This is a genomic window from Flavobacterium oncorhynchi (genome assembly GCF_002217355.1).
Classification (GTDB): domain Bacteria; phylum Bacteroidota; class Bacteroidia; order Flavobacteriales; family Flavobacteriaceae; genus Flavobacterium; species Flavobacterium oncorhynchi.
In genome coordinates, this window is sequence record NZ_MUHA01000007.1 from 73,048 (window position 1) to 99,685 (window position 26,638).

21 protein-coding genes are annotated in these 26,638 nt (G+C 33.6%); 6 read left to right on the top strand and 15 right to left on the bottom strand.

Annotated features, from left to right (window positions below):
- Positions 1–5: 5 nt before the first annotated feature.
- Positions 6–2,681 (bottom strand): zinc-dependent metalloprotease, encoded by a 2,676-nt coding sequence (locus tag B0A75_RS05775; protein ID WP_089053348.1) that lies wholly within the window; start codon positions 2,679–2,681, stop codon positions 6–8.
- A gap of 198 nt (positions 2,682–2,879) precedes the next feature.
- Here B0A75_RS05775 and B0A75_RS05780 point away from each other — a divergent pair, with 198 nt between their 5' ends.
- The 4 genes from B0A75_RS05780 (at position 2,880) to B0A75_RS05795 (ending at position 6,577) form a co-directional block, all read left to right on the top strand.
- Positions 2,880–3,809, top strand: coding sequence for a bifunctional riboflavin kinase/FAD synthetase (locus tag B0A75_RS05780; protein WP_089053349.1), 930 nt, complete (start codon positions 2,880–2,882; stop codon positions 3,807–3,809).
- Between the two features lie 119 nt (positions 3,810–3,928).
- On the top strand, positions 3,929–4,366 hold the full coding sequence (locus B0A75_RS05785) for a hypothetical protein (protein ID WP_089053350.1): 438 nt from the start codon (positions 3,929–3,931) through the stop codon (positions 4,364–4,366).
- A gap of 175 nt (positions 4,367–4,541) precedes the next feature.
- Positions 4,542–5,630, top strand: a complete 1,089-nt coding sequence (gene bioB / locus B0A75_RS05790; RefSeq protein ID WP_089053351.1) for a biotin synthase BioB — start codon at positions 4,542–4,544, stop codon at positions 5,628–5,630.
- A gap of 80 nt (positions 5,631–5,710) precedes the next feature.
- Positions 5,711–6,577: a cupin-like domain-containing protein gene (locus B0A75_RS05795; RefSeq protein WP_089053352.1), complete on the top strand. Its 867-nt coding sequence runs from the start codon at positions 5,711–5,713 to the stop codon at positions 6,575–6,577.
- Positions 6,578–6,583: 6 nt separating this feature from the next.
- On the opposite strand, the gene B0A75_RS05800 is transcribed toward B0A75_RS05795, so the two are convergent.
- On the bottom strand, positions 6,584–10,438 hold the full coding sequence (locus tag B0A75_RS05800; protein WP_244284351.1) for a T9SS sorting signal type C domain-containing protein: 3,855 nt from the start codon (positions 10,436–10,438) through the stop codon (positions 6,584–6,586).
- Between the two features lie 254 nt (positions 10,439–10,692).
- Here B0A75_RS05800 and B0A75_RS05805 point away from each other — a divergent pair, with 254 nt between their 5' ends.
- On the top strand, positions 10,693–11,163 hold the full coding sequence (locus B0A75_RS05805) for a regulatory protein RecX (protein WP_089053353.1): 471 nt from the start codon (positions 10,693–10,695) through the stop codon (positions 11,161–11,163).
- An 87-nt stretch (positions 11,164–11,250) separates the two neighbouring features.
- On the opposite strand, the gene B0A75_RS05810 is transcribed toward B0A75_RS05805, so the two are convergent.
- The 9 genes from B0A75_RS05810 to B0A75_RS05845 form a co-directional block, all read right to left on the bottom strand.
- Complete coding sequence (locus B0A75_RS05810; protein WP_089053354.1) at positions 11,251–12,420, bottom strand: beta-ketoacyl synthase N-terminal-like domain-containing protein; 1,170 nt, start codon at positions 12,418–12,420, stop codon at positions 11,251–11,253.
- 130 nt (positions 12,421–12,550) lie between these two features.
- Positions 12,551–13,822 (bottom strand): adenosylmethionine--8-amino-7-oxononanoate transaminase, encoded by a 1,272-nt coding sequence (bioA, locus tag B0A75_RS05815; RefSeq protein WP_089053355.1) that lies wholly within the window; start codon positions 13,820–13,822, stop codon positions 12,551–12,553.
- A gap of 98 nt (positions 13,823–13,920) precedes the next feature.
- Positions 13,921–14,538 (bottom strand): dethiobiotin synthase, encoded by a 618-nt coding sequence (gene bioD / locus B0A75_RS05820; protein WP_089053356.1) that lies wholly within the window; start codon positions 14,536–14,538, stop codon positions 13,921–13,923.
- Positions 14,539–14,656: 118 nt separating this feature from the next.
- Positions 14,657–15,271, bottom strand: coding sequence for a DUF485 domain-containing protein (locus B0A75_RS05825; RefSeq protein WP_089053357.1), 615 nt, complete (start codon positions 15,269–15,271; stop codon positions 14,657–14,659).
- The gene (locus B0A75_RS05830; protein WP_089053358.1) at positions 15,261–15,764 is read right to left on the bottom strand and encodes an RNA polymerase sigma factor; all 504 of its coding nucleotides are present in this window, start codon (positions 15,762–15,764) and stop codon (positions 15,261–15,263) included. The genes B0A75_RS05825 and B0A75_RS05830 overlap by 11 nt, the downstream gene beginning before the upstream one ends.
- Before the next feature lie 7 nt (positions 15,765–15,771).
- Positions 15,772–16,635 carry a TraB/GumN family protein gene (locus B0A75_RS05835; protein WP_089053359.1) on the bottom strand — a complete coding sequence of 288 codons (864 nt, stop codon included), beginning with the start codon at positions 16,633–16,635 and terminating at the stop codon, positions 15,772–15,774.
- A 50-nt stretch (positions 16,636–16,685) separates the two neighbouring features.
- Positions 16,686–16,859 (bottom strand): hypothetical protein, encoded by a 174-nt coding sequence (locus B0A75_RS20480; RefSeq protein WP_165765095.1) that lies wholly within the window; start codon positions 16,857–16,859, stop codon positions 16,686–16,688.
- A gap of 134 nt (positions 16,860–16,993) precedes the next feature.
- Positions 16,994–17,401, bottom strand: a complete 408-nt coding sequence (locus tag B0A75_RS05840) for a putative signal transducing protein (protein ID WP_089053360.1) — start codon at positions 17,399–17,401, stop codon at positions 16,994–16,996.
- Between the two features lie 2 nt (positions 17,402–17,403).
- Positions 17,404–18,540 (bottom strand): aminotransferase class I/II-fold pyridoxal phosphate-dependent enzyme, encoded by a 1,137-nt coding sequence (locus tag B0A75_RS05845; protein WP_089053361.1) that lies wholly within the window; start codon positions 18,538–18,540, stop codon positions 17,404–17,406.
- A 165-nt stretch (positions 18,541–18,705) separates the two neighbouring features.
- On the opposite strand from B0A75_RS05845, the gene B0A75_RS05850 reads away from it, so the two are divergent.
- Positions 18,706–19,509: a DUF3667 domain-containing protein gene (locus B0A75_RS05850; protein ID WP_089053362.1), complete on the top strand. Its 804-nt coding sequence runs from the start codon at positions 18,706–18,708 to the stop codon at positions 19,507–19,509.
- Between the two features lie 281 nt (positions 19,510–19,790).
- Here the strand turns inward: B0A75_RS05850 and B0A75_RS05855 are convergent, their stop codons facing one another.
- The 4 genes from B0A75_RS05855 to B0A75_RS05870 form a co-directional block, all read right to left on the bottom strand.
- On the bottom strand, positions 19,791–20,072 hold the full coding sequence (locus B0A75_RS05855) for a F0F1 ATP synthase subunit epsilon (RefSeq protein ID WP_089053363.1): 282 nt from the start codon (positions 20,070–20,072) through the stop codon (positions 19,791–19,793).
- A gap of 51 nt (positions 20,073–20,123) precedes the next feature.
- Positions 20,124–21,635, bottom strand: coding sequence for a F0F1 ATP synthase subunit beta (gene atpD / locus B0A75_RS05860; RefSeq protein WP_089053364.1), 1,512 nt, complete (start codon positions 21,633–21,635; stop codon positions 20,124–20,126).
- A gap of 233 nt (positions 21,636–21,868) precedes the next feature.
- Positions 21,869–23,461, bottom strand: coding sequence for an SGNH/GDSL hydrolase family protein (locus tag B0A75_RS05865; protein WP_089053365.1), 1,593 nt, complete (start codon positions 23,459–23,461; stop codon positions 21,869–21,871).
- An 85-nt stretch (positions 23,462–23,546) separates the two neighbouring features.
- The gene (locus tag B0A75_RS05870; protein ID WP_089053366.1) at positions 23,547–26,375 is read right to left on the bottom strand and encodes a TonB-dependent receptor domain-containing protein; all 2,829 of its coding nucleotides are present in this window, start codon (positions 26,373–26,375) and stop codon (positions 23,547–23,549) included.
- Positions 26,376–26,638 lie beyond the last annotated feature (263 nt).

The window sequence follows — 26,638 nt, forward strand, 5'->3', positions numbered from 1 at the left end:
ATACTTTAATTGACGATTATTTTCTTAACCGTTCTTCTGTCTCCATCAATTACAGTAACGAGATAAATTCCAGCTGCTGCGTTTGGCAAGTGAATACTTTGATTGAAAATTCCAGAACTTTCAAAAGTATTTTCGTAAACTTTTTTTCCCAAAATATCATGAACAAATACTTTACATCCTGCTGCTGACTCACTTTGAAACTGAACCGAAAAGCTGCCTTTATTTGGATTTGGATAAAGAGCAAAATCAATATTTTCGAAATCATCACGTCCTAAAGTAAAACTCTGTGTACAAATATTTACAGAAGCTGAATTAATGGTTCCAGACATTCCCGAAACGGCATCACGAACTCCAAATGTCCAATTTCCCTCTGGATTTTCTCCATTAAAAACACTTAATTGATCTACAGGAATAACGATTTGTTCTGTTGTTTTACTGCAATCTAAAACAGCACCGGAATCATCAAATCGGAAAATTAAAGTTGAATTCAAACTTGGGCAGGATCTATTAAACAAACGAGCCACAGTTCCCTTTGGACTTACGATTTGAATTTCAAGATCTGACATTCTTTCGTGTGTTACATTTACTGAAACATTTATATCTGATACTGTACCTGTGGAAGCAGGAACACTAACGGCTTTTGTTGTAAATGTTGTTCCTCCCGGAATACTAAACGAACTTCCAAAACTATAAGAAGTGCAAGCGGTTGATGGCGTATAGCCCACCGCAAAAGGCTTGCTGTTTACCGCATAATAAATATTAGCCGTTGGCTCAATCAATAATCGGCAATTAGTTGATGAAGTAACACTTGTTGGAAGTATAATCGTTTCTGAACCATCATTTGGAGTATTTGCCGCAAGTACTATTGGAAAAGTTAAACCTCCATCTGTAGACAATTTAATGTTTACCTGCGATGATCCCTGAAGCGTATTTGTATTATTAACATTCCAAGTTACAGTTTCACTTAAGCCCTGCCACCAGCTCACATCAGTACCATTATGTGAAGAAATCGTAAATGGTCCTGCAGTAGAAACGACGTTTACTACCATAGCATCTGTATTGGTTTGTCCTGAATCTAAAGTTGAATTATCTCTGCCTGTTAAAGTAAAGTTTAATGTTCTCGGGATAGAAGAAACTGATTCCCAAGTTGTAGTTAATTTATTGTCTAAAACATAACTCAACCTTGGCATATATCGAATTGGAGAACTATTAGGAATTACCGATCGAAACAAAGGCCCATCTGGTTTTGTTGGATAAGCAATACTTGTTGATCCTGAAGTTGTTATTGCGTTATCATTTTCTTCCCAATTGAAAGTAACGGTGTCGCCATCTGGGTCTGAACCATTGCCTTTTAAAATAAATGCAGTACTTATTGGAATGGTATAATCTAAACCAGCATCAATTACCGGCGGATTGTTGGTCAAACTTGTAGTAACAGGACAGCTTTTCCCTGCAAGGCTATTTTGAATTTGTAAAATACTTACATAAGCAAAATAATCATCTGAATTATCTTGTATATCATAATCACCGCTTACTCCTGCATATCCCATTATTGTAGAACCGCTTCCTGGTTCAACATTTACATTTGTTCTTTCGGTAGAATCGTATGAAAAAGTATGACTTGCTCCTAATTGATGACCAAATTCATGTACAACAAAATCAACATCAAAAGTATCTCCTTGAGGTTTCCCATCGCCTGGAGATGTATAAGCACTTCCTTTTGCCAAAGAATCACTAGAAGTTGGATTTGCACATACGCAGCCTATACAACCCGCATTTCCACCTCCGCCAGAAGCACCAAACAAATGTCCTATATCGTAATTATTGTTACCTATTACACTAGTTAAAGTAGTTTGCACTTCTTTATTCCAAGCTCCTTTAACTCCTGTTGATGCAACAGAATAAGGATCTGTCGACGCATCAGTATAAATTACGGCATCGTTATTTGCAATTAAAACCAGTTTCACAGCAAGATCTTTATTCAAAATCCCATTAACTCTGGTCATCGTTGCATTCATTCCTTCTAAAGCTTTCGCCTTTGTACCGCCAAAATAGGCTGCATATTCTCCCGTACAAGACAATGCTAAACGCAGAGTTTTTAAAACTTTTGTGTTTGCTGCTGTTTTTGCAGTTTTACCAAAACTAGAATTGACTGCAAGTTCGTCTGATGTTTTACAATCCAACTTAACTTTTGAAGTTTTATCTTTAGCCGTAAATAAAACGTATTCTGTTTTATTCTCTGGATTTTCTTCTATAAACTCGGTAGCTTTATCTACTCTTAAAACCATTGTTTGTATTCCGCTTTCAGAAACACTGAAATGTACTTTAGCCGACTTATCGTCTAATCCTCTTCCTTGATACGCTCTAATTTCTGGATATTTGGCTTGTAATTCAGGTTCAAAATTGGAAGATTCCCAAACTTGAAACCGCTCTAAAACTCCATTTGAATTTGGAATTGTAATTTCTGCTGTATTAATTACTGCCGATTTTTCGATTGTTTTTGCCAATTTTGAGGTTAAAAAACCTGCATTCAGCTTATAATAAAGTTTGCCTGAATCTAAAACAATTATCTTTTTACTAAAAACTGAAGCAGTATTCACTTTTTGCCACAAGTCATCACTTTGAGCTTGTACTCCTGACCAACAAAAAAGTAAGAATAAAAAGAGTAGTGTTTTTTTCATGGCAAGCTGTTCTTTACTACATCAAAATTAAAGGAATTAAATCAAATTCTTACTTTTTAACGACATTTAATATTTTTTAATCGACAAGTCTCACTTTTTGTCGTCAAGGGAAACGTAATCTTCTTAAAAAAATCAATTCGTCTAAGCTTAAAATTTAAAATAGATAGTATAAATTTGCAGCATCTTAAATTATTTGTTTTGAAGCTCTTTCATTCTATAAACGATTTTCATTCGACCAAGAAAACAATTTTAACTCTTGGTACTTTTGATGGTGTGCATATTGGTCATAAAAAAATTCTGGAACGAATTACTCAAAATACCGAAAATGGCAAATACGAAAGTTTGGTACTTACCTTTTTTCCACATCCAAGAATGGTTTTACAGGAAAAATCAGAAATAAAACTTTTAAACACAATTGCTGAAAAAACAAAACTTCTGGAAGCGACGGGAATCGAAAATTTAATCATTCATCCTTTCGACGAAAGTTTTTCGAGACTAACTGCTGAAGAATTTGTGCATTCAATTTTGGTAGATCAATTTCATATTCAAAAAATAATTATTGGTCACGATCATCGTTTTGGAAGGAATCGAACTGCCAATATTGATAATTTAATTGCTTATGGCGCTGAATATGGTTTTGAAGTTGAACAAATTTCAGCACAAGAAATTCAAGATGTCTCTGTAAGTTCTACTAAAATTAGAAAAGCTCTTACCGAAGGAAAAATGGATTTAGCCAATGAATATCTAGGTTATGACTATTTTTTGACCGGTAAAATTGTAAAAGGAAAGCAGCTTGGAAGAACAATTGGTTTTCCAACAGCAAATATAGAAATTGAAGAGGATTATAAATTGATCCCTAAAACAGGCGTTTATGCCGTTAAAGCTCTTATCGATCAAAAGGAGATTTTTGGAATGATGAATATTGGTTTTAATCCAACTGTAAATGGTCAAAAACAAACTATCGAGGTAAATCTTTTTGATTTCGATGCTGATATTTATGACAAAGAAATCGAGGTTTCATTATTGCATTTCCTACGTGAAGAACAAAAGTTTGGATCGATAGATTTACTAAAAGAACAGTTAAATCAAGATCGAATAAATGCACTGGCATTTATAAATCAATTGTAAGCAAATCTTAAGATATACTTTTCTTTAATTTTAAACCATCGTAGTTATTTTTTTAGTAAATTTGATATACAACTCTGTTTATCAAAACTTTACTATTAACTTCTTTAAAAATAACCACTATGAAACTACCTAAAGAAATAACCAACGGTTTTTTGATATTCCTCGGAATTGGCATTTACTTTTTATTGATGAATGTATTGGGTTTAGCTGATTTGTTTTACCTGCGCGTTTTAAATGTATTTTTTATATTCTGGGGCGTAAACAGAACTATGCAAATGAATCTTCACGAGGGAGAAACGAATTTTGTATCTAATGCTGTTTCGGCAATGGCAACTTCAGTGGTTGGTGTTGCATTGAGCGTATTTGGATTATTAGTATATAGTTACGCACGCGGTGGTGATGCTTATGTGAGTACACTCTCAAAAACTTTCATGTTTGGAGGAAATCCTTCTGTTCCCACTTATTGCATCTGCCTTCTTTTTGAAGGGCTTGCTTCATCTGTAATTGTTACTTTATTGATGATGTTATATTGGAATAATAAATATGTTGCTGATTAATATATCAGAATAAAAACATTCATTCAAAAACACTCTAAAATCATAAAAGCTTTAATATGATGATTTTAGAGTGTTTCTTTTTTTTTTAAATACCCTGCAAACATTCTTTCCAGCATTCATTATTGTCGATTAGGACAATTTAATTACTTTTGAAGCTTCAAAAACAATGTATTCGATGAGCATTACAAAACACAACTGGACCAAAGACGAAATAATCGCAATCTATAATAAACCTTTAATGGATTTGCTTTATGAAGCAGCTACAATTCACAGACAACAACATGATCCGAATGTAGTTCAGGTATCTACCTTACTTTCGATCAAAACGGGCGGCTGTCCTGAAGATTGCGGCTATTGCCCACAAGCTGCACGTTATAATACTGGTGTTGAAGGAAATGATTTAATGAGTGTAAGTCAGGTAAAAGCACAGGCTTTGCGTGCAAAATCAAGCGGATCTTCACGCGTTTGCATGGGAGCGGCTTGGCGAAATGTAAAAGACGGCGAAGAATTTGATCAGGTTTTAGAAATGGTTCGTACCATTAATAAACTAGATATGGAAGTTTGCTGTACTCTAGGAATGATTACTGAAAATCAAGCGCAGCGTTTGGCTGAAGCTGGTTTATACGCCTACAATCATAACTTAGACACTTCTGAAGAATATTATAAAGATGTGATTTCTACACGTGGTTTTGAAGATCGTTTGCAGACTATCGAGAATGTTCGTAAAACCAATGTTACGGTTTGCAGCGGGGGAATTATTGGAATGGGAGAAAGTATTGATGACAGAGCTGGAATGCTAGTTGCTCTTTCTACATTAAACCCGCAGCCAGAATCAGTACCAATTAATGCTTTGGTTGCTGTTGAAGGAACTCCAATGGAAGAAGAAAAACCAGTTGAAATTTGGGAAATGATTCGGATGGTCGCTACTACTCGAATTGTAATGCCGGAAACTCAGGTTCGTTTATCTGCTGGAAGAACTAATATGACTCGTGAAGGGCAGGCAATGTGCTTTTTTGCAGGTGCAAACTCAATTTTTGCAGGTGACAAATTACTTACAACACCAAACCCAGATGTAAACGAAGATATGAAGATGTTTGAAACATTAGGAATGGTGCCTCAAAAACCTTTTATCAAAGTGATGCAGCCAAAAACTGTTGAAGCCGCTGATTCTCAATTTACTTCATTGGGTGAAAAACCTAAATGGTCAAGACCTGGACATACTATCGAAAAAAACATTGAAGCTTCAGTTAAATCAAAAATTTAATTAACAGAGCTCAAAATCTCGATAAATATTTCTAAATTGCTTATAACTTGTATGTTATAAGCAATTTTTTTATTTAGATGATGGAGTTAAAACAAATCGAAAGGGTAAAAAAAATCTCTAAGGCCGATTTTATTTCCCAGTATGTAAAAAAACAAATCCCAGTAGTTGTTGAAGAACTGACCGAAGATTGGCCAGCCTATAAAAATTGGAAGCTTTCTTATATAAAGAAAGTCGCAGGAGATTTAATTGTGCCTTTGTACGATAATAGACCCGTTAATCATGAAGACGGTTTTAATGAAGCTCACACTAAAATGAAAATGAGCGATTATATAAATCTTCTGGAGCAAAAACCAACAAATTATCGCATCTTTCTTTATAATTTAATGAAAGAAGTTCCGGCGTTAAATCAAGATTTTTTATGGCCTGATATTGGTTTAAAACTTGTAAAACAAATGCCTATGCTGTTTTTTGGAGGAGAAAACTCTAAGGTGTTCATGCATTTTGATATTGACTATTCGAATATTCTTCATTTTCATTTTAATGGAGAAAAACAATGTATGCTATTTGCTCCTGACCAATCGAAATACATGTATAAAGTACCTCACGCTTTAATTTCGAGAGAAGATATAAATTTTGATGATCCTGATTACGAAAAATTTCCTGCTCTTAAAAATGCAAAAGGCTACATTACTAACTTAAAACATGGCGAAATGCTGTATATGCCAGAAGGTTATTGGCATTATATGAAATATTTAACTCCAGGATTTTCTATGAGTCTGCGCTCCTTTCCTAAAAACATAACCAATTTATCAAAAGCTGCTTATAACGTTTTTATTATGCGCTATTTTGATATCATGATGCGAAAGGTAAAAGGACAAAAATGGATTGATTATAAGAATGAAAAAGCAATTCAAAATACTCATGAAAAACTGCAAAAGACTTTCTGAGAAAAATTAATGAAAAACAATCTTTTGGGCTGCCGATTCTCCGCTGTCAAAAACTACATTAATTAACAATATCTGATCACTGGATTTGAAGTTTACAATCTGGTATTCTGTATTATTAATTGTTTTGTTATTGAATAACATTTTTCCTGAAACATCAAAAATTGATACTTCTTTCATAACATCTTTTGTCGAATTTAATATTATTTTTTTTCCTTTAACCGAAATGCAAAGTGAACTTTCTTGATTCTTAAATTGATCTGCTCCTAATGTTTCAATATTATACCGAATTGCAAAACGATCTAAAAAGGTTCCTGCTGTGGTTGTAAATTTATAGCTGCTTTCTAGAAGGTTATGCATAACATTTTCGGTTTTATCTTCTAAATAAACAGTTTGTGCACTCAGATCTCCATCTGTATGATCAATTGCAATTGAAAATTCGCCAGCAATTGTTGAACTATATCCTAAAACCACAAAATCTGATTCTGAAAAAGGCAAAGCACGCCCTTGAATTACAAGTTTTTTATCGTCAATTAAACTATAAAAATCAACAAATTGATTTCCATCTAATGATTCTGCATCGTAGTTTAAATCGTAAGCATTGGTGGCTTCATCCATATATCCAATTAAAATTTGTTTATAGGCTCCTTTTGAATTTTCAAAATTCAACCACAATCGATGTTTCTCTATTTTATTACGGCTCGGAAAATTTCCTGCTTTAGAAGGTTTAAAAAAAGCATTATTATTTCCTTGTGTCCGCATGCTGTTGTTAAATTCGATCGTACCTGAAGTATTACTTGTAACAAAAAATGATTGCCCTGAAGCTATTTTCCCGTCAGGAATAGTTTCATTTATTCCAAAAGATGATGCTTCAGTACCAACTCCGCCAACCAGATTATAGGCCGCATAGTCATCTGAATTGTATTCAAAATTAGTTACTGGTGTGTGATGCGTCCAAAAGTAAAGTGCACCTTTTGTTTTAAGATTGTTTCTATTCAAAAAAATGGCGGCATCTATTGCTGATGGATAGGGATTTCCGACTAAACTAAAACTATCTGTTTCTCCCAATTCAATTGCTACTTTTCCATTATTGGGAATTCCTTTAAAAACTGCTTCATAAACTGCTCTTGATGTTATTGAAAATTCCTGCGGTCCTCTTATTGCATATCCTTTACCTAACAGCATATTATTTAACCATGATTCTTCTTTCCAGCCTGCGGCGGTATCAAATGACAAATATTTATCAAACAAGGTATTGGGCGACACATCTATTAATTTTTGATTATCGACAGGTGAAGACCAAAACGTATAATCGTATCTTAAAATTGGTTTTGTTTTTCGAAAAAGGTTAATAATCCCAGTATTTACAACACTATCGTCTGATTGATATAAACTAGCCGTATCTTCTAAGATTAATGTTCCTAAACCTGAATAAGAAAATTCTATACCTAAAGTATTTCCGCTTAAAAGTGTAACTGTTTTGGCTGATTCAATTGTACAGCTGCAAATATTTGCGGAAATTAGATTTGGATAACTTTCTTTAAAAAACACTTCTTTTCCGCTGGACGGATAACCTTTTGTCCAAGAAAAGCCATCCCAAATTGTAGTATCTACACAAAGTTTTAATCGTGCTGCTCGATGTTTAGAAACTCCGTTGACCGAATTAAAATCACCACCTATTAAAAGTCTATAATCGTTGGTAAAATTTAAAGTTAAAAGATTTTTATTGAGCCTCGCATCAAATGAGTTATCAAAATCGCCTGTTTTCAAAAGCCTTATTAATCGCAGCGCCTTACTGTTTTTATAAGTTCCTGAAAAGGCTCCTCCAACTAAAAGTTTATCATCTGGCTGTACCAAAATACACCTTACGTCGCCGTTACTAAAACCTGTTCCCGCAGAAAAACTATCGTCCAGACTTCCATTGGGATTTAAACGGATGATTCTTTTTTGGGAAGAGCCTTTAAATGTCAAAAATGTACCTCCAGCGATTATTTTTCCGTCTGATTGCATTGCAAGTGCATAGATGTGTTTATCAAAACCAGCACCTATATTAAAACTTAAATCGATACTTCCGTCTTCATTTAAGCGAACTAAATGAGGATAAGACTGTCCATTAAAAGTGGTAAATCTGCCTGCAGCCAATATTTTCCCATCTGGTTGAATCAAAACATCTTCGATAATAGCATCTGCACCGGTACCAACATTAAAAGTAACATCTCGTGATCCATCTGGCAATAATCTGACTATTCTAGCAGCAGATAAATCGTTATTGAACCGAGTGAAGTTACCAGCAGCAATAATTTTATTGTCTGACTGTACTGCTAAAGCATAAACTTGACTATTAAATCCAGAACCAATATTGAAAGTATTATCTAAAGTGCCGTTTGGTAATATTCTAGCAATTCTATTAGAAGCTGCGTCATTGTACTTGGTAAAATTTCCTCCAAAAACAATTTTCTCCCCTTCTTGAAGTACAGCTGCTTTTATTAGTTTATCGGCTCCTAATTTACCTGCATTAAAATCCAGATCAAGCGAACCATCTTCCAAAAGTCGTGTAATTCGATTAACTGGTAAATTATTGAATTTACTGAAATTACCAAAAACCATTGTTTTTAAATTTACCAATGGTAAAATCTTTAACACCGAATTATCAAAGCCAACTGCTGCTGACAAATAACCTGTATCTTGCTCTCCATTAGAATCTGTTTTAGCCAAACCTCCTTGATTTTGCCCATCAAAAACAGCAAATGAACCGCCAATAAACCATGATCCTTCTTGATCTTCTTCTAATGCAAAAACAGAAGCTGATCCAGGACCTGCGCCCAAATCAAAGTCAGATTTTATAGTTCCATCGGCGTTTAATAGTACTGTTCTATTTACATCATCACTTCCATATTTGCTGGAAAAAGATCCTCCAACCATTATATTTCCTAAAAAATCTTCTTTGATTATTTGTACTGAACCGTTATTAAAACCTAATCTTTGAAAACTTTGATCTAATGATCCATCTTCATAAATACGAATAATTCTATTTGCGGTATTTTCGTTATAAACTGTAAAATTACCCCCTAGAAGAATTTTTCCATCTCGTTGAACCGCAATGGCATTTACATCATCATTAAATCCAGAACCAATATTAAAACTATTATCAACACTTCCGTCAGAATTCAAACGAATAATCCTATTGCTTAATGTGCCATTAAACGAAATAAAATTTCCTGTAATTAAGATTTTTCCATTTGAAAGGATTCTAACATTAGTAATATTTGTAGAAGATCCCGTTCCTGTCGCAAATGTTCGATCTAAGGAACCATTTGGAAGAATTCGCGCTATGCGGTTTACAGTTACATTATTGTATTTTGTAAAGCTTCCTACGATTATAATTTTCCCATCTAGTTGTTCTGCTATACTATAAATAATACCGCTGCCTGCTCCCACAGAAGTGTCAAAAGTTGAATCACGGGAACCATCTGCATTTAAACGAATTAATCTTCCCGAATTTACTGCATTATAACTTGTAAATCCCCCACCCACTATTATTTTCCCATCGAGCTGTAAATAAGCAGCATAAACTTTACCACTGAACCCTGAACCGATGGTAAAACTTTCATCGATTGTTCCATCTGGTTTTAAACGTATTAAAGAGGGAGATGAAATTCCGTTTAGACTGGAAAAATCACCTCCAACTATTAAATTATTATTGGGCTGCAAAAGTAAAGTTCGAACGGCACTGTCAAAACCATCCCCCTTTGTACCATCATCAAATGTATTAAAAGTGGTATCCAATTTTCCTTGCTGCGCATTAATGAAAGTACAGGAGAGAAAAGAAACCAAAAACAGCTGGTAAAGTAGTTTTTTTATCAAAACTAGATGATTGTTTAAAATTGTAAGAATTAACCGAAATTAAACTGTTCTGATTTTAAAAACAATACCCACTTTTAGTGATTTTTATAATGCCTAAAAACAATTTTTTAACTGAGGGTATAAAAATTGAACACTCAAAAGTAAATTTTGAATCTTATAAACTGGGGGATTTATTTAAATTTGCTTTTGGTTTGATAGAATTTTCAAGAAAATAACTACTTGAAGCAATAACAGTTAATAAAGAAAGAAAACACATGAATTCGACCTGTACTCCGAAAGAAGCCTTACAGAAACTAGAACACTTTTGTGCTTATCAGGAGCGTTGTCATGATGAAGTTGTATCAAAGCTTTACAGTTTAAAAATGACTTCTGACGAAATAGATCTTATTCTGGTTCAATTAATTGAAGGTAACTTCTTGAATGAAACTCGTTTTGCGTGCAGTTTTGCCAGAGGAAAACACCGCATTAAACATTGGGGAAAACTGAGAATTACAAATGAGCTGAAGTTTCGAAATATTTCCAGCACAAATATAACTCTCGCACTCAAAGAGATTTCGCAAGAAGAATATATTGAAACTTTTGAAGCTCTTTCTGAAAGATGTTGGAACGGTATACAGGAGAAAAATATATTAAAAAAGCGCAAAAAATTTTGCGACTATATGCTTCGAAGAGGGTATGAAAGTAATCTGGTTTATGAAAAAGTAAAAGATCTTGAAAACCTTTAAACTATTTTAAACAAAGAGTTCCTAGATATAAAAAACAAAAAATCCATTTATCAGTAGGTAAATGGATTTTTACTTTAAAGATTAAAACTATGCTTTTTCGATTAAAATACTAACAGCATTTCCGCCAAAACCAACAGCATTAATCAAAACTTTTTTAATAGATCCTTCTTTATTTATTGCTTTTGAAAAAGGAGTTTCGATAAAAATATCATGTTCCATCATTAAAAGCGCGAGCTCTACACTCAATATTCCAGAAGCCCCAAAAGTATGCCCGATTTTCCATTTATTAGTGGTCAACAAAGGCTGTTTTGAACCAAAAACTTTTTCAATTGCACGAAGTTCTGTCAAATCTCCTTTAATTGTTCCAGGTGCATGCATTACAATAACATCAACACTATCTAAATCGGTATCTTTTAACGCCATTCTCATAGACTTCTGAAAACAATCAGCCTCGGCTGAAATTGAGATATTATGTTCTAAAATTTCAGTTGCATAACCCACTCCCGTAACGTAGGCAATAGCATTTTCTTTTTCACCAGATTCTAAGCAACATACTGCAGCACCTTCTCCCAAAATCATGGTATTTTGTGTTTTCTCAAAATCAAAAGCAAGGTTGGGCCAAGAATCATTTTCTTGATCAATGCGTGAATATATTTTTAACGCACGCATTTGTCCGATAGTAAAATCTGTTAAAGGTGCTTCGCTGCCTCCTACCAAAAACTTATCAGCCATTCCCGATTTTAACCATGCAACACCGTTTAAAAGGGAATGTAATGCTGTTGAACAAGTTATTGAATGTGAAATTTCTGGTCCCGCACTTTGCAAATCATGCGCAATCCATGAAGAAATATTTCCTAAAGTTGTTGTAGGTGATGTTAAAGTCTGTGCTTTTCCTGTTTCAATATAGGCTGCATAATGTTTTTCAAACAAATCTGTAGCTCCTCTTGAAGATCCAATATTTATACCGAAAACATCTTCGGAATTCCAACCAGCATTTTGGACTGCTTTTCGTGAAGCTGCTAATGCAAATAAAACAGAATCGTCTAAAAATTTATATTTAGGATCTGATTCCCGTATTTGAACAATCAATTGTTTTGAATTTGTACTTAAAGCTGCAACAAAAGTATCTTGCTGATCTAAAAATCGTTTAGTAAAACAATGTTTTCCGTTCAGATATTTATTCCAAACCTCGTCTTTATCGCTTCCTAAAGGAGAAATAGAAGAAAAGGCTGTTATGGCAATTTTTTGTGTATTCACATTATTTTATTTAACCGCAAAGTTCGCAAAAGTTTATGCAAAGTTCAACGGGTTTTAGAGTAAAAAATAAAACGACATAAGTAATATATGTTACTAAAAATGACAGCATTACTAATACCGATCTACAGAGCTAAACCATTTCAATGGCTTCTTCAATTGTTTTATATACTTTTTGAAGCTGTTCATTAGTCATGATATAAGGCGGTAATATGTAAACAATGTTTCCGACCGGACGCAGAACTACTCCATTTTCTATGAAAAAATTATAAAGCTTTGTTCGCATCGCCCCATAATAACTTTCTTCTGAATCTGATTTAATTTCAACTGCAAAAATAACTCCCAATGTTCTAGCTGTAATTACTTTTGAATGGTTTTCGATTTTCTTTTGAAATTCTAAATGGCTGGCATTAATTCTTTCAATATTAGCCTGCATTTCTGCAGTCTGCAATAAATCGATACTTGCCAGCACCGCAGCACAACCTGTTGGATTTGCTGTAAAAGTATGTCCATGAAATAATGCTTTATTAATATCATCATCATAAAAGGCATCGAAAATATCCTGTGTAAAAGTCGTAATTGCCATAGGAATAGTTCCTCCTGTTAAGGCTTTAGACAAACAAATCATATCAGGCACCTCAGAAACATAATCCATTGCAAAGGTTTTTCCAGTTTTACCAAAACCAGTCATAACTTCATCAGCAATTGTGAGCACCTTATTTGCTGCACAAATCTGAATTAATTTTGCCAATGCTTCTGGTTTGTACATTACCATTCCGGCTGCACCTTGTACCAATGGTTCAAATATAAAACCTGCGCAATTATGATTTTGAATTACATTTGTCAATGCATCAAAACTTGCCTGTTCTTGTCCTTTTGTCGGTACTGGAATTCGAACAACATCAATAAACATTCCTTGAAAAGCTTGTGTGTAAAAAGAGATTCCACTTGCCGCCATTGCCGCGAAAGTATCACCATGAAAAGCATTTTCAAAAGCAATTATAGTGGTACGTTTTTCATTTTTATTGAAGAAATATTGCAAAGCTACTTTTATCGCAACCTCTACGGCCGTAGAACCATTATCAGAAAAAAAGATCTTCTGTTGGTTTTTGGGTAAAATTTCAATCAGCTTTTCGGCTACTTTTACAGCTGGTTCGTGTGTAAAACCTCCAAACAAAACATGTTCAAGAGTTGTCAATTGCTTATAAACAGCATCGGCAATAAATTTATTACTGTGTCCAAAAGGGTTTACCCACCACGACGCAATTGCATCGATATATTCTTTGCCATTTTCATCCCACAATAAAGCGCCTTCGCCTCTAGAAATTGCAATTGGAGTTTGAGATGTTTTGTGCTGTGTATAAGGATGCCAAAGATATTGGCTGTCTTTTTCTGTTAATGTCATTTTTAAGAAAATAGAAGAAAGAGAATAGAAAAAAGACTAAACTCAATTGTTTAAGCAAAGATAGGAAAGTCTATATTCTATTTTCTATAATCTTTGCTCTATAAACGAAGTAGATTTTCTCGAAATAAATCAGCGTATTCGCGAATTACATTCTGATCAAAATAAGGCTCTTCGTCGATTCTTCCAATTAATTTAATTCCTGTTCTTTCTAAAATTATACTTTCTGTTGCTTTGTTTTCGCTTCCGCTAAAGATAATTCCAGCAGTTTCAAAACCTCGATTTTTAATTGCTTCAATCGTCAGTAAAGTATGATTGATACTTCCTAGATAATGTCTTGAAACGATTACTATTTTATAATCCTGTTGAATTAAATCAATAATAGAATCTTTATCGTTTAAAGGAACAAAAATACCTCCCGCACCTTCAATTACTAAATGATTATTGGTTTTAGGTTCTTGTATTTGTTTTAAATCAATTGTAATACCATCAATCTCGGCTGCTAAATGCGGACTTGCGGGCGTGTTTAATTTGTAGCTGTTCTCGAAAATTTGAGACTTATTATTCGAGATTTTTATTTTGATTTTATGACTGTCCGAATTATCTAAATCTCCTGCCTGAACAGGTTTCCAATAATCAGCCTCTAAGGCTTCTACAATAATAGACGATGCAATTGTTTTTCCAACATCTGTTGAAATTCCGGTAACAAATATTTTCATACTTTTTTATTTCATAACTATTCCAAAAGCCATTTTATTTCTAAAAAACTATTGAATAATTTCAACAAAAATACCAATAAAAACAAAACCCATCATGGCGATGGGTTTTTATTATTTCTTATTCTTCTTTTAATTCGTCTATTACTTTTCGGATTTCCTTAGCGTATTTTCCATAGGAGTAATGTACCCACCACTCTGTAAGCACGCCTATAAGTAAAATTGTGATTACAAAAACAAACACAATCAATCCTAATTTCTTGTTGGCAAAACCTTCATTTAAAATCTGCAGAAAGTCAGGCATTTCATAAAGAATAAATCCAAAGAAATAAATTAGAAAAAAAGGTGATAACGAAAAAGTAAATGTCTTATAAAGCTGCATATTCAGCCTGATGTCAAGATACGTTTCGTACAAACTATCTTTAGTTTTCAATGCAGCCTTGTCTAATCTTCTGTAAAACAAAAAAAGCTGTGTTAGATAATAAATACAAATGGCAACCAATATCCCGAATATAAAATAGTATGGCACCACTAAATTTGATGGAAACTTACTATGCAATGGCAAAAGACCTATAATCACCAAGGACAAAAATTGAATAAAGAATTCTATCCTTAAACTTTTTCTAATTCTATCCAGGGGCATACTTGCCGATTGTATTTTTTCTAAATTATTAGGAACAACAACATTATCTGTCTTTTCGCTATTCCATGCGTTTTGTATATCGTTAAAATCCATATCCTTGATTTTTAATTATTTCTTTTAATTTTTCTTTTGCTCTGTTTAATTTCACTCTTGCATTTCCCTCTGATATTCCTAGATTCTCCCCTATTTCTTTATGAGAGAAACCTTCGAGCTGATAAAAAATGATTGCTTTATCAATTTTTTCTAGTTTTTGAACTGCTTTATAAAAATGATCTATCTGGCTTTCTTTGATATGTGAATCGCCTTCATCTTCTTTGATATTTTCAGAAGCGATTTCATATTTATCCACTTTTCGTTTTTCTTTTTTCAAGAAAACAATTGCTGTATTTACGGCAACCCGATACATCCATGTCGAAAACTGACTTTCGTTTCTAAAAGAATCATACGATTTCCAAAGCTGACAAATAATCTCCTGAAACAAATCTTGTTGATCATCATGATTATCCATGTACATTTTAGAAACTTTGTATAGTATTCCTTTATGACTTTCGATCCGATTTAAAAATTCTTGTTCTTTTTCTTTCAAAATAATACTAATTCATTACTGGTTTTACTTTGTATCCTGCCTTTCTTAACAAATTAATTACTCCTTCATCTCCAGCCAAATGTGCTGAACCAACTGCTACAAACAGTGCTTCATTTTTCATCATATCCTTCATTTTCTTCACCCATTCTCTATTTCTATCATCAAGAATATATTTTTTAGCTTTTTTACTCATTACCTTTTCATTGGCAATATCTCCATAAAGATCCATTATATTTTCATTTTTATAGTCCTTTACCATTTTTTTTGTTTGAGTTTTACTCGCATCACCTAATGATTTGATCAGTTCTGAATCTGTGTAAGCATTAGAAAGCATATTCAACTGTCCTTTTACCGTTTCGAAACCACCTACACTTTTCTTTTCTTTCTGTGCCAAATCTGTAAAATCTGATTCGTATGATTTTAAGGTTTCACAGTCAAACGTTTTAATAGTAATTAAACTCATAACTGTTGCTAAACTGTAACTGTCTACCTGCTGCACTTTTATACCTGTAGCTTTTTGCAAAATGGAATCTAATTCTGACAATTGTTCAGACGTTAATTTTTTACTTAATAACTCTGGAGACATTGCTAATTTTTGAGCGTCTGCCATTTCATTTGGATCAGAAAAATTGATTTCGACAATTAATTTATCTGATTTTTGAAAAGCATTCTTCGTTTTTTCTGTCAAAAAATAATCTGTTGGGCAAATAGAATGAATCGTTCCGTACAAATATGATGGTTTTGATAATCCATTTCCTGAAACTTCCCATAAAAGAGAGTTTTCAAGTTTTACAGATTTTGTTTGAGCTTGTGTTGCTCCGCTAAAAAATAATGTGATTACTGCGATTGCTGATGTAAATAAATTTTTCATTTTTGATTGATTTTAAATTTTGATTGATTTTGAATGATTGAAACTCCTCTTTAATATTTATTATTTTTATATCTCTTCCACCAAACCGCAGCTAAAAAAACTACCAAAATGATGCTGAGTACTTTTATTAAAAAGAAACTTACTAAACCTAAGATGAATCCTATTGAAGAAAAAAAGATAAAATCAAAGATTTTCCCGCTGATTGAAGTTGATGTTGTTTTCATAATTGTTTTGATTTATTTGATTACGACTCGTAAGTAATCAAACATTTAAAACGTTACAAAAAATTTTATTTTTTTTTAAAACATCAATAAAATAAAGGGATTGCGAACATAAAAAAATTAAAAACCTATTTCCATCAATCAAATTCAAACTTACATTTATTGCATTTATACCTGTGTTTTGAATAAATAGGAATCAAAACAAGAAGTAATGAAAGAACAAAAGCTAAAAGTGTTTTTAAATCTTTTATTGAAGTTACCATTTCTATTTCTTCGACTCCGCAACGCGGACATTTAATCAATTCATTATTTTCATTTAGAGAATAGGGACTGATTTCTGATAGAATTTTATTTGCTTTTTCAAAATCCTGACTTTTTACAAAAAGCTTAACACCACCCACTGCATTGCTCCAAATAGGGTTTGAGTCTACAGTATTAACGTCTCTTAAATACACATCTACACCTTCTGATTCAAGCTTACTGCAAAAAACCTGAGCTTCATATGAATACTGATAACTTCTAACTAATTTAAAATCCTCTTCCATAATTAAAATATAAAACCGTTTAATAATTTCAGAACTTGATTAATTTCTTCTTCTGAATTATAACTATGAATACAAAAACGCAAGCGCTCTTGTCTTTCAGGAACTGTAGGCGAAAGTATTGGTTTTACATCATAACCTTTGTCCTGAAGCTGCTGCGCCAATTTTTTTACATTTTCATTCCCCGGCACAATTGCCGATTGTATTGCCGATTTACTTCGAACAAACATTGGTTTTAAACCTAGTAAGTTTTTTTGCTGATTAAAAAATATGATATTTTGCCTCAACTTTTCAATAGTTTCTTTTTCAATATTCAATTGCTGATAAGCAGTAAAAATGGTAGAAACAGAATGTGGAGATAATCCTGTTGTATAAATAAAACTTCTGGCGAAGTTTACCAAATAATCTTTAAGATCTATACTGCCTAAAACTGTGGCACCGTGGCAGCCTAAGCCTTTTCCGAAAGTCATAATTCGAGCAAAGATTCGGTTATGCAATTGCAAATACTGTATCAAACCTTCGCCTTTTTCACCAAAAACACCTAAAGTATGAGCTTCATCAACTACTAAATAACAATTATATTTTTCAGACAATTCTACTAATTCTTCTAGATTTGGACTGTCGCCATCCATAGAAAAAACCGTTTCGGTAACGATATAAATATTCGCATTGGGGAATTTCAAAATTAAGCGCTCCAGATCTTCAAAATCATTATGATTGAATTTATACGATTTAGCATTCGACATAAGAATTCCATCTCTTATAGAAGCATGACTTAATTCATCATATAAAATAACATCATTTCGCTGCGGTACAGCGCTAAAAAAACCAACATTGGCATCGTAACCCGAATTAAAAATTAAAGCCGATTCAGCTTCATGAAACTGCGCTATAAAAGTTTCTGTAATTTGATATAAAGAATGATTTCCAGAAATCAATCTTGAACCCGTTGCACCGTTCTGAATAATCTCATTTTCGATTAAATAATGGTGCGATAATTTAAAAATCGGCTCTGATTTTGAAAAACCAATATAATCATTTGACGAAAAATCGACAAGATTATTAAAACTTGGCAATTGTCGTAACGAATTATTCAGCCTTCTATTTTCAAGCTTTTGAACTAGATTTTTAGGTAATTTCATAAAAGCAAAGTTATAAAAATTGAAGTCGCTTTTAAATAATCAGCAGGTTTGATACTGATTAAAGTTTATAATTTAAATTTCAAACAATTGTTAATTATTTTTTTTGTCTAATTTTAAACTGCGAACTAACTACCACTAATTTAATTATTTATTAAAAAGAAAAAAATGAAAACCATTTGCAAAAACTGTGAAAAACCAAATTATCCTGACTTTAATTATTGCCCTAATTGCAGTCAGAAAATCAATTTACATCGCATAAATCCACACGAAATTTTTCATGAAGCCGTTCATTATTTTACACATGCCGACAAAGGTATTTTTCAGCTCATTAGGGATCTTACATTAAAAAGCGGCGTTGTAGCTAAAGAATATATAAATGGTAAAAGAAAAAAGTACTTCGCACCGCTTAATTTTTTTCTGCTGGTAGCAGCGGTCTTTGTTTTCATTTCCAATATTCCAAAAGAAACACCTGCTATCAATGTCTCACAGGAAAACAAGGAACTCAGCGCTATTTCTGATCCTATCCAAAAGGAAAAAATTATACATCTTTATGAACGAAAAGAAAAAATGGTTCATTTCATGAAAAAATATTCAAATCTAATGGCGATGATGGCTTTACCTCTTACGGCATTCTTTTTCTGGTTGTTTTACAAAAAAGAAAACTACAACTATACAGAGCATTTGGTTGCCGGAATGTATATGCTAGGTTTTTGTATATTAGTTAATACGCTTTTAATTTTGCCTATTTCTTTATTATTTCATGTATCGCCTAATTATCAAGCTTTGCTTTTCCTGCTCTTTCAGCTCTTTTACTTTACGCTTTTTTATTACAAGTTTTTAAATAAAAGCACCAAACTTCAATTAGTAAAAGCCTTTTCTACAAGTGCTTTCGGAATTATCTCTTGGGGGATTATCTCAGGTCTTACTGTTAACGCCTATGTTTCTACTGGTTTTTGGGGAATATTATAATAATCCATTGAGTGTATTCAAAAAAAAAAATAATCTAACACATAGAAACATAGATTTTATATCTAAAAAAGGAGACAAAAAGAAACACGTTTCTTTCGCATAGTGAAGCTATGTGTATTAAAAAGAAGTGAAACGCCTAATTTTCAACTGCAAAAGCTATGTTTCTATGTGTTGAAAATAATTACAGCCAACGGGTTATAATAATATAAAATCATCAATCTAAACAAAAACAAAAAAGCCAAACATTTCTGTTTGGCTTTTTCTTTATTCAAAAATTGTCTTTAGTCAACTAAAACAATTACTTTATTGTCTTTCATCTCGATAGTACCCGACGTGATCTCTAATGTATAAGTCTGATCGTTTACCTTCGTGAATTTACTCACTACTTCTTTAGAAAAGTTAAAACTTGGCGCTGCAATTTTTACAGTTCCCTTTTCTAAAATAGAAACAATAGGAGCGTGATTATTCAATATTTGAAAGCTTCCATCAACTCCCGGTACAGTAACTGCTGTTACTTCTCCCGAAAATAATTTTGCTTCTGGTGATACTATTTCTAAAATCATAATTTTAATAATTGATAATTGATAATTGTCAATTGATAATTATCAATTGAATTATGCTTCAGCTAACATTTTTTCTCCAGCTTCGATTGCATCTTGAATAGAACCTTTCAAGTTGAAAGCAGCTTCTGGAAGGTGATCTAACTCACCATCGATAATCATGTTGAATCCTTTAATAGTATCTTTAATATCTACTAATACTCCAGGAATACCTGTAAATTGCTCTGCTACATGGAAAGGCTGAGACAAGAAACGTTGTACACGACGTGCTCTTGATACAGAAAGTTTATCTTCTTCAGATAACTCTTCCATACCTAAGATCGCAATAATATCTTGAAGTTGTTTGTATTTTTGAAGAATTTCTTTTACTCTTTGTGCGCAATCGTAGTGCTCATTTCCTAAAATTTGAGGAGTTAAAATTCTTGAAGTAGAATCTAACGGGTCAACCGCTGGATAAATACCAAGCTCAGCAATTTTACGAGACAATACTGTTGTAGCATCTAAGTGGGCGAAAGTTGTAGCTGGCGCCGGGTCAGTTAAGTCATCCGCAGGAACGTAAACCGCTTGTACAGATGTAATAGATCCTTTGTTTGTAGATGTAATACGCTCTTGCATAGCACCCATCTCTGTTGCCAAAGTTGGTTGGTAACCTACTGCAGATGGCATACGTCCTAAAAGTGCCGATACCTCAGAACCTGCTTGTGTAAAACGGAAGATATTATCAACGAAGAATAATACATCTTTACCTTGATCAGATCCAGCTCCATCACGGAAATACTCAGCGATAGATAATCCTGAAAGTGCCACACGTGCACGAGCTCCAGGTGGCTCATTCATTTGTCCGAAAACGAAAGTAGCTTTAGACTCTCTCATTCCTGGCATATCTACTTTAGATAAATCCCATCCTCCATTTTCCATAGAGTGCATGAAATCATCACCGTATTTAATAATTCCTGACTCTAACATCTCACGAAGTAAGTCATTTCCTTCACGTGTTCTTTCACCTACTCCTGCGAATACTGAAAGTCCACCGTGACCTTTTGCAATATTGTTAATCAACTCCTGAATCAATACTGTTTTACCAACACCTGCACCACCAAACAATCCAATTTTACCTCCTTTTGCATAAGGCTCGATCAAATCGATTACTTTAATACCTGTGAATAAAACTTCAGATGAAGTTGATAAATCTTCAAATTTAGGCGCTTGTCTGTGAATTGACAAACCGTTTTCTCCTGTTTTTGGCAAGTTTCCTAAACCATCAATTGCATCTCCAATTACATTGAATAATCTTCCATATACGTCTGGACCGATTGGCATTTGGATTGGATTTCCAGTTCCAACTACTTCATATCCTCTGCTTAAACCGTCTGTTGAGTCCATAGAAATGGTACGAACAGTGTTTTCACCGATGTGAGATTGTACTTCTAGAACTAACAATGTTCCGTCTTTTTTAGTGATTTCTAGTGAATCATAAATTTTTGGAAGTTCAACATCCTTACCGTTGAAAACTACGTCAACTACTGGTCCAATGATTTGAGCAACTTTTCCTATTACTTTTGACATTACTTATGTGTTTATTAAATAGCTATTTAGGTTTATCGAAAATACCTCTTTTTTCAGAGCGCAAAGATAATTTTTTAAAATATAAAATCAATTTTTTTTTCATAAAAAATAGCATGATTTTGTTTGATTCTAAAAATGAGAGCTTCAAACTCCCATTTTAAGCATTTTTTACACTAACAAAAAAAGCCGCTGCTTTTAAAAAACAAACGGCTTTTTAATTAAAAAAAATGGTTTTATGGCAATACGGCAGGATATAAAACTGGATAGTTACCCACATTTACTCCTTTTAAATTTGATCCGTATTTAGCATTAATTGCTTCAATGAATTTATTTGCTATAAATGCATACCCTCTCGGCGAAGGATGAACCCCATCTAAAGAAAAAGTCCCTCCAGTTACAAATGTCGATGCCATTGTAAAACTATTGGCAGAAATTCCCCCTTGATCAATTTGTTTCATAATTGCATTTGCATCTACAAAAGCAAGTCCTTTAGACTCTGCAATAGATTTTATAGTTGCATTAAACGCATTTGTTGCCACTTCAAGTTCTGCAACTTCAGTTGGTATCAAAACATATTTATCTTGCAAAGGATATGTAATTCCAAAATTATTCAATGGAGCCGGCGGAGCTATTCCTAATCCTGAATTTTCAGCTGTAGGTGCTGTTCCAATAGCCGATTGCGTTGTCAAAAGAATTAAATCAGCCTTTGTTGCTTGACGCGCCTGACCAAATACCTTACCGTAAAAATCCGCTGTCTGAGCTCCAAGCGTAGGTGTAAAAGCAGCTGTTAATTGTGCAGATAAGTTTGGAAGCGATTCGTCTTTTATCAATAATGGATTTGCCGCAGTTGTTGACAGCAAATTAATTCTTGATCCCGCTCCAAAAGCAGTCAAAGCTTGTTTTAGCGGACCATATAATTGTGTATTCAATGCCGAAATAAGCGCAAGACCTTGAGCAGCATTACCCTTACCTATCGCAGAAGCCGTTAAAGGATCATATGGAACGGTCTTAAAAAACGGAATTGATGTTACGTATGGAATATTTGCCACAACACCTTTTGCTCCTCCCGAAGTTAAAGTAGTTACTAAAGCCGCGTATGTTCCATCAAAACCAACACCGGCAGCTCCAGAAGCTGGCGTAATTGGGTTTGTACCATCTCCTCCAGAAGTTGCATAACCTAAAACATCATTATTACCAATCCATAAAGAAAAGAATGTTGGCGTTTGACTCATTGCATATGCAAGAACAGAAGTTGTTCCGTTTGGAGCAAAACGTACATAATAAGGATTTGCCGTTCCGTTTGCTAAACCAGCCGCCGCTCCATAAGTTGGAGACAGCAAATGAAAACTTTTAGCACCAGGAACACCTGTATTATTATAAGGTCCCGCAGCCGCAATTGCAGGATTCATAACTTCCGTTGTTGGAGTCCCGCTTACGGGATCAACTGTCGAACTAGGATGAGTTGGAGAAACTGTAGTATTAAAATAAAGCCTTGGACCAAATGCTGGATTGGGTTGTCCGCCAAAAAGCAAGCCACCAATATTATCATTAGTATAAGGAATTTTAAATTCTCCTCCTCCAACAAGTTTAAATTGCTGTGCCATTATATTGGTATACGCTCCTTCTTGTCCCTTTTTAAAAAGAGCTCCATCGCTAAAACCAGACGTTAAAGAATTTCCTAACGCAACATATTTAGAGAAATTAGCAGAACCAGATGTTAGAGGCAATCCGTCTGACGAATCAACAACAGTTACTGCATCGTCATCACTATTACAAGCCATAAAGGTCAAAGAAACCAATAAAAGCCATTTGAAATTTTTTATCATAATTTTTATATTTTAAAATTACCTGCTTCTAAATCATATTTTTAGAAACATAAATAACGTATTTGACCTATAGTTAATAATCGATTTATGGATTAATAGTCCATGAAACAAAATATTGCTGCCCGATTAATCCAGCTCCAATTACTTGATAATACTCTTTACCGCCAATATTAGCAGCTCCAAGTTTCACAACAGATTTCAATTTTGGAATTCCGTAATTTATCTGTGCATCTATTACTGTAGCAGATTTAATTGTGCCATCAGCGAAGCCTGATTGCCACTCATACTCACTATTCCATCTTCCGCTGACATTAAACCCAAAATTTTCGAACAATTTATCATTACCAACAGACAATTTAATTCTATGTTTTGGAGTATTAAATCCTGCTTCAAAACTTGGATCTTTTGCTTGATCAAAATCAAACTGAGCATAATTGTAATTCAATCCTAACTCAAAATTTGAAATTATTTTTTTAGTAAGTCCAACTCCAAATCCTAATGAATGTATCTCTACGTCTGAATTAGTATACAATTGATACACTCTATACTCTCCATTTTGAATCGCTCTTACTGATTGAACTCCCGGATCTGTAACTCCCGCCGCAAGATTTGGATTGTCTTGAGCTGTTCCGTAATAAGGAGAAATCACATTTAAATTACCAATAAAGTTATTATATATATTATAGTAACCATTAATATCGATTGACATCCCTTCAAAAACAGAACGATATCCTAACTCAAAAGCTTTTACTTCTTCAGGCTTAACAAGATTAGCTCTTGTTTTTGTTAACAATGCAGCCGCCGCAATAGGATTACTACCTGCCATAGCAGAAAAAGCACTAACCGAACTTGCTAAATACGAATTATAATAAGCATCATTACCACTCATAACTTTAGTTGGACCTCCGTTATACAGCTGCCCTTCTGCACTTAAATTAAACGTTTCATTAAATCTTGTTAAGTTATCTGGCGCAGACCCAACCAATACCGCATTTCCAATATTAAATCCGATATATTGATCTTGAGTTGACGGATTTCTGAAACCTGTTTGAAATGAAGCTCTAATATTATGATTTTTTCTTTCTCCTCCTGAATACACTAAAGATAAACGCGGCGAGTAATTACCGTCGAAGTTTTTAGATTTATCATAACGAAGAGAACCCGTAAACTTCAATCTATCTTCTAAGAATTTCTTCATTAACTGAGCATAAGCTCCGTACTCGTTATAATTAATCGGTCCATTTGCATCTGTATAAATTCTACCATGAGAATTAAGCTCATAAGCTCTAAACGAACCTCCTACTTGAATTTCGGCAAATTTTATCAAATCTCTAAAATTATAATTTGCATCAGAATGATAAATTCTAGAATTATCAACCAATCTTGAGCCAGTACGAACGTCTGGATCCGCTATAACCTGATTAAAAGCGTTATTAAATTCAGTCGTACCTGGCATAAAACGACCTGTATCAGCCGTAGCTCTTCCCACAGCATGCGCCTGTTGCGGCGTCATACCAGCCAACGTTCCTTGAATATAAGCTCCAGCATATTGACCAAACCAAGTATTATCATCTTTCCATTTTCTGTTCACATTAATACCTGTAAAAACCATATCATAAGAATGTCCTCCATCTTCAGATGTTGTATAACCTCTCACAAAAAAGTTCTTTCCCTTAACTTCTAATTTATGCTGCTGCATAAAAAAATCATTCAAGTAATATCTATTTCCTCCTTGATAAACCGCGTTACCAGTACCAAATTTACTTTGCCAGATAATTTCCAATCTCTCATCCCCAAAAGGTCTTCCATGAAAAGAGAAATCAACTTTTTTATTAGCCGCCTTATTATTAGTCAAATCAATTTCATTATATCCCGTTCTACTAACCATTGAATCTGGCAAAAGATTAGATGCCCCAGCAGGAATCAAACCCATTGATTCTAATTTTTTACCAACTCCTTTTATATTTGTCGCAGCCTCATCGCCATAAACATTAATACCGTCATAACTAGGATTCGTTCTATCGATGCCCGCTCTAGTTTTATCTTCATAATTCGTTGCATACCAATCTGTAGCCTGCATATAAGTAAAGTTCGCCTTTGCTGCAAAATATTTATTAAACGCATGCGCGAATCTAATACCAAAATCATAATACCCATTTGTACCTGCGGCTTCTTGTGAAGTCACGCCGTATTTAAAATAAGTCGAAACACCTTGATAAGTAAATGGACTTTTACTATTCATAAACAAAATCCCATTAAAAGCATTTGCCCCATACAAAGCAGAAGATGCTCCCGGCAGCAGCTCAACACTCTGCACATCTATTTCAGAAACTCCAATCATGTTTCCCAGCACAAAATTCAACAACGGAGACGAGTTATCCATACCATCTACTAATTGCATAAAACGCGTATTAGCAACCGAAGCAAATCCTCTAGTATTAATCGACTTAAAAGTCATACTACTAGTATTCATCTGCACCTCTTTTAAATTTTCCAATCCATCATAAAATGACGGTGAAGCCGTTTTTTTGATATCCTGAATACCCATTCTCTCGATAGTAACAGGAGACTCAAAAACACGCTCAGGTGTTCTAGAAGCAGAAACAACTATTTCATCAAGTTTAGTTTCTTCATCTTTTAAGATTACATTTACTTTTTGATTTGCCGATGTAACACTAATAATTTTTGTTTCAAATCCTACCGCAGAAACCTTTATAGAAAAAGGCAGTTTAGCTTTAGTAGTCAATTTAAACGATCCGTCAAAATCAGTAGAAGCACCACTGTTTTCTCCAGCAACAACAACATTAGCACCAGGAATAGATTGTTTGTTACCATCTGTAACCGAACCTGTTATTGTATTCTGCGCAAAAGATAATCCGCTGAACAATAACATAATTAGCAAGTAGACTCTCATTGGGTTAGTTTTTTTTTTGTTAGTATATAGCCAAAATACACAAATATTTTAATATGCATAAAAAAACGTTAAAAAAAATTAATATTTATCACGTATTTATGCAATATTTTAACTATTTGCTAATTGAATTTATTAGAATAAAAACAAAGAAAACCTAAAGAAAAATCAATTTACTATGCATACATATTAATTTTTATCAAAAAATTGAAAAATTCACAAAAATACATAGACTCAAAAAAAAAATCTGACAATAAAAAAAAGCG